We start from the raw sequence: 6,247 nt of genomic DNA, 5'->3' as shown, positions 1-6,247 counted from the left end.
ACCCTACACCCTACACCCTACACCCTACACCCGCCCCGAAGGGGCTTTATAAACAAGTAGGCACAAACCCATAACCATTGCTAGTGCAGCAACTCGCTCAGTAGAATTGAGGAATACACTGGAAGTAAAAAATAAAGGATCTTTGAGAAACCGAAAACCGCGCTCAGTAGACTGCTGTGCTTTGTATTCACGTAAAACATCGTCATCGCTGAGTTCTTCGGCATCGAGGACATTGGTCGCTAAAATAAATCTTCCGGCTCTTTTGGTTTCAATGGCGATCGCTATTTCCTTGGGTTCTAGAACTTGACCTGCACTGATAATTTCTTGAGCGTGAGTTCCCAATAGCCGATTAATTTGTTCTACTAGATTCATCTCATCACAGATGCCTGCGACTATGCCGCAGTGGTCAATATCCTGTACCCTAATATCTAATGGTGATGCTGTCATGCTTCTAAAATGCAGCATTTAGCTCATTTTCAAAAATACAGCATTTACGAGCGCACCTGCGGAATCTAGGTTACATGCGATCGCTATCCCTAACAAGCTTTTTCTACGGTCTTAATTACGAATTACATTAGCGTAGCGTTAGCGAGTCCGCGAGCGTCATTACGAATTACAAATTGCTACGTATTTACACAGCCGCAGCAATTGATTATCCTTAATTCCAACTGTCAGCAATCCATTAACTGTTTGCATGAGGTAGTCAGCACAAGAACCAAGCTCACCGCTGGCTGTAGCAATGCTATTAATAGTAGTTTCTAAGGAAATATTACCAGCGTAGGCTCGATGCTGGCGGTTGACAACAAAAGCGATCGCATCTAGTTTTTCATTTCCGTCAAACACTTTCACCCAATGCGGAATGTAACAACCCACAACCATTTCCCGTCGCCAAAGTAGCAGTAATTCAGACGGGACATCAGCAGCAGCTATGCGGTAGACAATACCGCGACAACTACCACCCTTATCTAGACCGAGAACCAAACCCCGATTCTCTGGAGTTCCACGACCTTGGGGAACCCACAGACAAAAGCGGCGATGCCATCCGTAAATTGTGCCAAGGCGCTGTTCTGCAAATTTGAAGATAGGGTTCCAAACTAGAGAACCATAGGCAAACACCCAAATATCAGAATCCGGCTTTTGTTGTCGAAGAGTTTCATTTATTGACGCTTGCAATTCGGCTTCACTCAGGACATGCGCTGAATGTCCAGACTGTAAGATAGTCTGCTGCAAGCGGCTAGATTCGAGGTCAGAGCGTGTTAATGACAAGATTATAGTAAAGTGCTGAGTGCTGAGTGCTGAGTAAAAACAGTTGTCAGTGGTCGTAGAGACGCGATTAATCGCGTCTGTACAAGAGTCTCCCTTGTCCCCCCATTTCCCCGCGTCCCCGCGTCTCCCTCATCTTCCCACTCCCTACTCCCCTAACGCAAGGATTCGCTGTTTCTTCTCAAAATACTGTTGATGCTCTTCTGTCGCTAAGTAGTATTCACCAGCAGGCTTAATCTCTGTCACAATATCCTGAGCAAATCTACCCGACATCTGAAGCTTTGCTTTTGACCGCTTCGCTGCTTCTTCTTGCTGGGGATTGTGGAAAAAGATTACAGACCTATACTGTTCGCCTCTGTCTGGCCCTTGGCGGTTAGGCGTTGTAGGGTCGTGGATATCCCAAAACACTGCCAGCAAGTCATCATAACTGACAGATTGAGGGTCATACTCTATCTGCGCCACCTCGGCGTGACCTGTTATTCTCGATAACACATCTAGGTAGGACGGGTTAGGAAAATGTCCTCCCATGTAGCCAACGGAGGTTGATACTACTCCCTTTATTTTGCGAAACGCCGCCTCAACTCCCCAAAAACAACCAGCGCCAAATGTTGCTTTTTCCATTGGTGCAATCTTCTCCCACTTGCAATAATTCGTAATTCGTAATTAAGACATAGCGCCATTAGGGTGTATTATGCCGTAGGCTAACGCATCTTGAATTGTTGGCGGTGCGTTGCGCTGGGCAACAACGCATCATACATATAAAGGTTAAAAATTAATCACTTTTAATAATAATCCAGTCGCCTTGTACTTGAGCGATCGCACCACCAGGAAATGGATCGGTTTGCGATCGATTTGGCGCTGTAATTAAAGTAGTTAGTTTTTCAATATGTTCAAAATTGGGCGCATCAAACAGTATTTGTTGCAACACCTGTCGCATCACACGACGTTGCAGCGCCAGAGGTGCTTTCTGCAACACCCGACGATTTAATCGAAAAGAAGACATGGGGACACGAGGACACGGAGACGCGGGGACACGGGGACACGGAGACACGGAGAGTTCATTCTCCGCGTCCCCGTATATCTCATTCTCTGCATCCCCGCGTCTCGCATTCTCCGCGTCCCCGCGTCTCACATTCTCCGCGTCCCCGCGTCTCTCATTCTCCGCGTCCCTTTTATCTCCCATCGCCTCTTCCCGCAACTCTTGGGCTGCTTGTTCTAAATATTCCACTTCCGCTTGCAAAAGTTCGGCTGTTTGAGCTAAGGCTGATTCAACATTCGGATTAAAATTTGCTTGCAAGTATGGTATTAACTCTTGGCGGATGCGATTGCGGGCGTATTTGACATCTTGATTAGTAGAATCTTCCCAAATTGGCAAATCAAACTCTTGACAAAATTGCTCTGTTTGTAAACGAGTGACTTCTAAAAGTGGACGTACTAATATAATGTTTGCAGTTAGAGAGCGTTGCCAAGTCAAAGCTTGCAAACCATCAGCACCAGTACCCCGAATTAAATTGTAAAGCAGAGTTTCGGCGCGATCGCTCTTCGTATGTCCTGTAACAATATATTGGTAATTATTTGCTTGGGCGATCGCGCTTAATGTTTGATATCGCCAATTTCGTGCCGCAGCTTCACTATTTAAAGCTTCATTTGCTGTTTCTAAGTAAAAAGATATACCCCAAGTCTTCGCTAAATTTTCTACATGATTGGCATTGGCTTGAGAGTCAAAACGCCAGCGATGATCGCAGTGAGCGATACCTAAGTGCCATCCCCATTTTGGTTGTAAATCTAACAGTAATTTAATTAAGCACAGCGAATCTTGTCCGCCAGAAACAGCTACTAGTAGCCGCTGGTTACGCTCAAATAAATGACGCGCTTTAATAGTGCGATGTATCTTTGCATGTAAAGAAGTCCATACCATTTTGAGTTTTCATCAGAGGCTGTGGGGATGAGGGAGACGCGGAGAGGGGGAGATGGGGAGACGCGGAGAATTCTTTCCCCACGTCTCCCCGTCCCTACGTCCCCGCGTCCTCTTTCCCAATCTCTACCTTGGTAAAACTTGCCGTAATGCTGCTAAAAGTTGGTCAACACTTTCTTTGCGGCTATTAAAGCCCATCAGTCCAACACGCCAAACTTGACCGGCTAGTTCGCCCAAACCGCCGCCAATCTCAATATTATGCTCGTTGAGCAACTGTCGGGCAACTGCTTTACCATCTACCCCTTCTGGAATCCGAACGGTGGTAAGGGTTGGCAGTCGGTACTCTCGCTCAACATGCATACTCAATCCTAAGTCCTCTAACCCTTGCCAGAGATACTCTACATTCTTTTGATGGCGCTGCCAGCAGTTTGCTAATCCTTCTTCGGCAACTAAACGCAATGCTTCCCGCAATGCATAGTACAAGTTAATGGGTGCTGTGTGATGATAGGTGCGATCGCTACCCCAATACTTGCCCAGTAATGACATGTCTAAATACCAGTTTGCCACTTTTGTGCGGCGTTGCTGCAATTTTTCAACTGCGCGCGGACTCATGGTAAAAGGCGAAGCACCAGGCGGACAACCCAAACCTTTTTGGCTACAACTGTAAGCTAAGTCAACTCCCCAAGCATCTAAAAAGATGGGAACGCCACCCAAACTCGTTACTGTATCTACTAGCAGTAGTGTGCCAAATTCTTGACATATCTCGCTCACACCTTCTAAAGGTTGACGCGCCCCTGTAGAGGTTTCGGCATGAACCAAAGCTAGAATTGCCGGACGATGAGTTTCTACAGCAGTCCGCAGTTCATCTAAGGTAAAAACTTGTCCCCAAGGTTTGGTAATGGTTCGCACATCTGCCCTATACCGTCCAGCCATATCTACAAGGCGATTACCAAAGTAACCAGCTACACCAATCAAAACTACATCACCGGGTTCTGTAGCATTAGCAATAGTTGCTTCCATAGCAGCCGATCCCGTACCACTGACAGCAATAGTGAGCGGGTTTTCTGTTTGCCATACGTAGCGCAACAGCGATTGAATTTCATCCATCAGTGCCAAAAAAGCTGGGTCGAGATGTCCCACTGGTGAAGTATTCATCGCTTGCAGAACTTCAGGATGGGTATTTGAAGGGCCAGGGCCTAATAGCAAACGAGATGGAATTTCTAAAGGTTTGAGTTGTAAGCGCTGACTGTCGTTAATTGAAATTGTTGAGGTCATAATTTGTCTTCGCCCAGACGAAAAAGGATGTGAGGGTATGAAGGGGGTAAGGGTATAATATCGTGTTCGGTTGAAGACAGATCGCGCCTAAAAGCGATCGCGTCCATTTAAGAAACTTTCAACTAAAAAGATATTCCATCTTAATTACTTATCGAACAGAATTCAGGAGTCAGGAGTCAGAATTCAGCTTGGGTATTCTGTACGATGATATACCACTACCCCAATCCCTAATCCCTAATCCCCAGTCCCTTTTACTACTTCTTATCGAACCACCAAGGGTCGCTATTAGAGTTGGTTTTAATCAAACAAGCTTTAGAACGCATGAAGCGTTTCAATGCCGCCGGCCCCATGCGCGACCCTCCCAAACCGGAGAATTTAAAGGCGTTTTTCTCTCCCTCGTGCATAATGGCAGTCAGAGCAGCATCATTAATGCTGATAGCACCTGCATCTAATTGATGAGCAACTGCTAAAGCTTCCGCTTCCGAACCAGCAAAAACCGCAGCACTCAATCCATAAATGGAGTCGTTTGCTAAATACACCGCTTCTTCAACTGTGGGAAAAGGCATTATCGGCATAATCGGGCCAAAAGTCTCTTCCGTCATCACCTTCATAGAATGATTAACCTGAGTCATCACTGTTGGACGACACCACCAACCCCCTCCCAATGCTTCAACTTTACCGCCGCAGTGAATTACTGCTCCTTTTTCGACTGCATCTAAAAGATGGTCGCTAATAATTGCCGCCTGTCTTTCGGCAATAATCGGGCCGATTTCTCCACTTTCAACTGTGGGGTGGGCTAGCTGAACGCGAGAAGCTTTAGCTATCAGTTGATGGTAAAACTCTTCAAAAATAGATTCAGCAACATAAATGCGCTCAATAGAGAGGCATGACTGACCGCTGTTAACAACTGAACCCCACAAAATTGCCGAGGTTGCTAATTCTAAATTGGCAGATTCCAAAACGATCGCGGGGTCTTTCCCCCCTAATTCTAAAAAAGCCGGAATAAAGCGTTTAGCTGCTGCCTCTCCGACTCGTCGCCCCGTTGCGACACTGCCTGTAAAGCACACCAAATCGACATTTTCTACTAAGGTAGCACCCGTTTCACCTGCTCCTTCAACAAAAACGAGTATGTCCCGCAATTGGGGAACGGCATTAAGTGCAAGAATCAGCGCTGCTACAAAGCGGGGAGCAATTTCACTCGGTTTGATAACCACAGCACAACCCGCCAGTAGTGCCGGAATCGCATCTATTGTAGACAGCAACAGCGGAAAATTCCACGGGCTAATTACCCCAACTAAAGGGTAGGGAACCAATGTTTGTTTGAGGGCAATAAACGGAATGGCGGTATTTTTTGCCAATTCTTGCAGCAAGTCTGGTGCTAATCCACACCAGCGATCGATACTAGCAAGGAAAGAGTCGATTTCTAAAACAGAGATTGATAATCTGCCTGTATCATTGACCAAAGCCTCTGTCAAGCGATCGCGCTCAGATAATATAGCTTGCTTCCATTGTTGTAAAGCTTCAATTCTACCTTCTACACCCAACTGATACCAACGAGGTTGCGCTCTCCGGGCGCGGCTACACTGCTGTGCCACCAACTTCGGGGGCGGTGGAATAATCACATAGTCAAATTTTCCAGTCCTAGGATTGCGAACTTCTATTGGTTTAGTCATTAGTAAAGAGTGCTAAATGCTGAGTGCTGAGTGCTGAGTGCTGAGTTAGGAGTTAAAAGTTAGGAGTAAATAATTGTGCCCCTTGTCCCCCTCATCTCCCTTGTCCCCCCCATCCCCCTCC

Annotated in this window: 5 protein-coding genes and 1 pseudogene; all 6 read right to left on the bottom strand. The window is 46.4% G+C overall.

Annotation, left to right across the window (positions count from 1 at the left end):
- Positions 1–48: 48 nt before the first annotated feature.
- A pseudogene (locus I8752_RS39165) lies at positions 49–447 on the bottom strand (DUF4277 domain-containing protein); the annotation flags it as partial.
- Positions 448–606: 159 nt separating this feature from the next.
- Positions 607–1,266 carry a gamma-glutamylcyclotransferase gene (locus tag I8752_RS29975; protein WP_214435848.1) on the bottom strand — a complete coding sequence of 220 codons (660 nt, stop codon included), beginning with the start codon at positions 1,264–1,266 and terminating at the stop codon, positions 607–609.
- Between the two features lie 144 nt (positions 1,267–1,410).
- Positions 1,411–1,884: a peptide-methionine (S)-S-oxide reductase MsrA gene (gene msrA, locus I8752_RS29970; protein ID WP_214435847.1), complete on the bottom strand. Its 474-nt coding sequence runs from the start codon at positions 1,882–1,884 to the stop codon at positions 1,411–1,413.
- A gap of 151 nt (positions 1,885–2,035) precedes the next feature.
- Positions 2,036–3,181, bottom strand: coding sequence for a tRNA lysidine(34) synthetase TilS (gene tilS / locus I8752_RS29965; protein WP_214435846.1), 1,146 nt, complete (start codon positions 3,179–3,181; stop codon positions 2,036–2,038).
- Positions 3,182–3,304: 123 nt separating this feature from the next.
- The gene (locus I8752_RS29960; RefSeq protein ID WP_214435845.1) at positions 3,305–4,453 is read right to left on the bottom strand and encodes an alanine--glyoxylate aminotransferase family protein; all 1,149 of its coding nucleotides are present in this window, start codon (positions 4,451–4,453) and stop codon (positions 3,305–3,307) included.
- Positions 4,454–4,707: 254 nt separating this feature from the next.
- A complete protein-coding gene (locus I8752_RS29955) occupies positions 4,708–6,126 on the bottom strand; it encodes an aldehyde dehydrogenase family protein (protein ID WP_214435844.1) in 1,419 nt (472 codons plus the stop codon).
- Between the last annotated feature and the right edge of the window lie 121 nt (positions 6,127–6,247).

Source organism: Dendronalium phyllosphericum CENA369 (assembly GCF_016056275.1).
GTDB classification, from domain to species: domain Bacteria; phylum Cyanobacteriota; class Cyanobacteriia; order Cyanobacteriales; family Nostocaceae; genus Dendronalium; species Dendronalium phyllosphericum.
The sequence above is the reverse complement of the archived record's forward strand: the minus strand, read 5'-3'. Positions and strand labels throughout refer to the sequence as shown.

Bases quoted from the DNA above. Each gene is read 5' to 3' on its own strand.
- msrA (WP_214435847.1), bottom strand. From the start codon at position 1,884: ATGGAAAAAGCAACATTTGGCGCTGGTTGTTTTTGGGGAGTTGAGGCG.
- tilS (WP_214435846.1), bottom strand. From the start codon at position 3,181: ATGGTATGGACTTCTTTACATGCAAAGATACATCGCACTATTAAAGCG.
- I8752_RS29960 (WP_214435845.1), bottom strand. From the start codon at position 4,453: ATGACCTCAACAATTTCAATTAACGACAGTCAGCGCTTACAACTCAAA.
- I8752_RS29955 (WP_214435844.1), bottom strand. From the start codon at position 6,126: ATGACTAAACCAATAGAAGTTCGCAATCCTAGGACTGGAAAATTTGAC.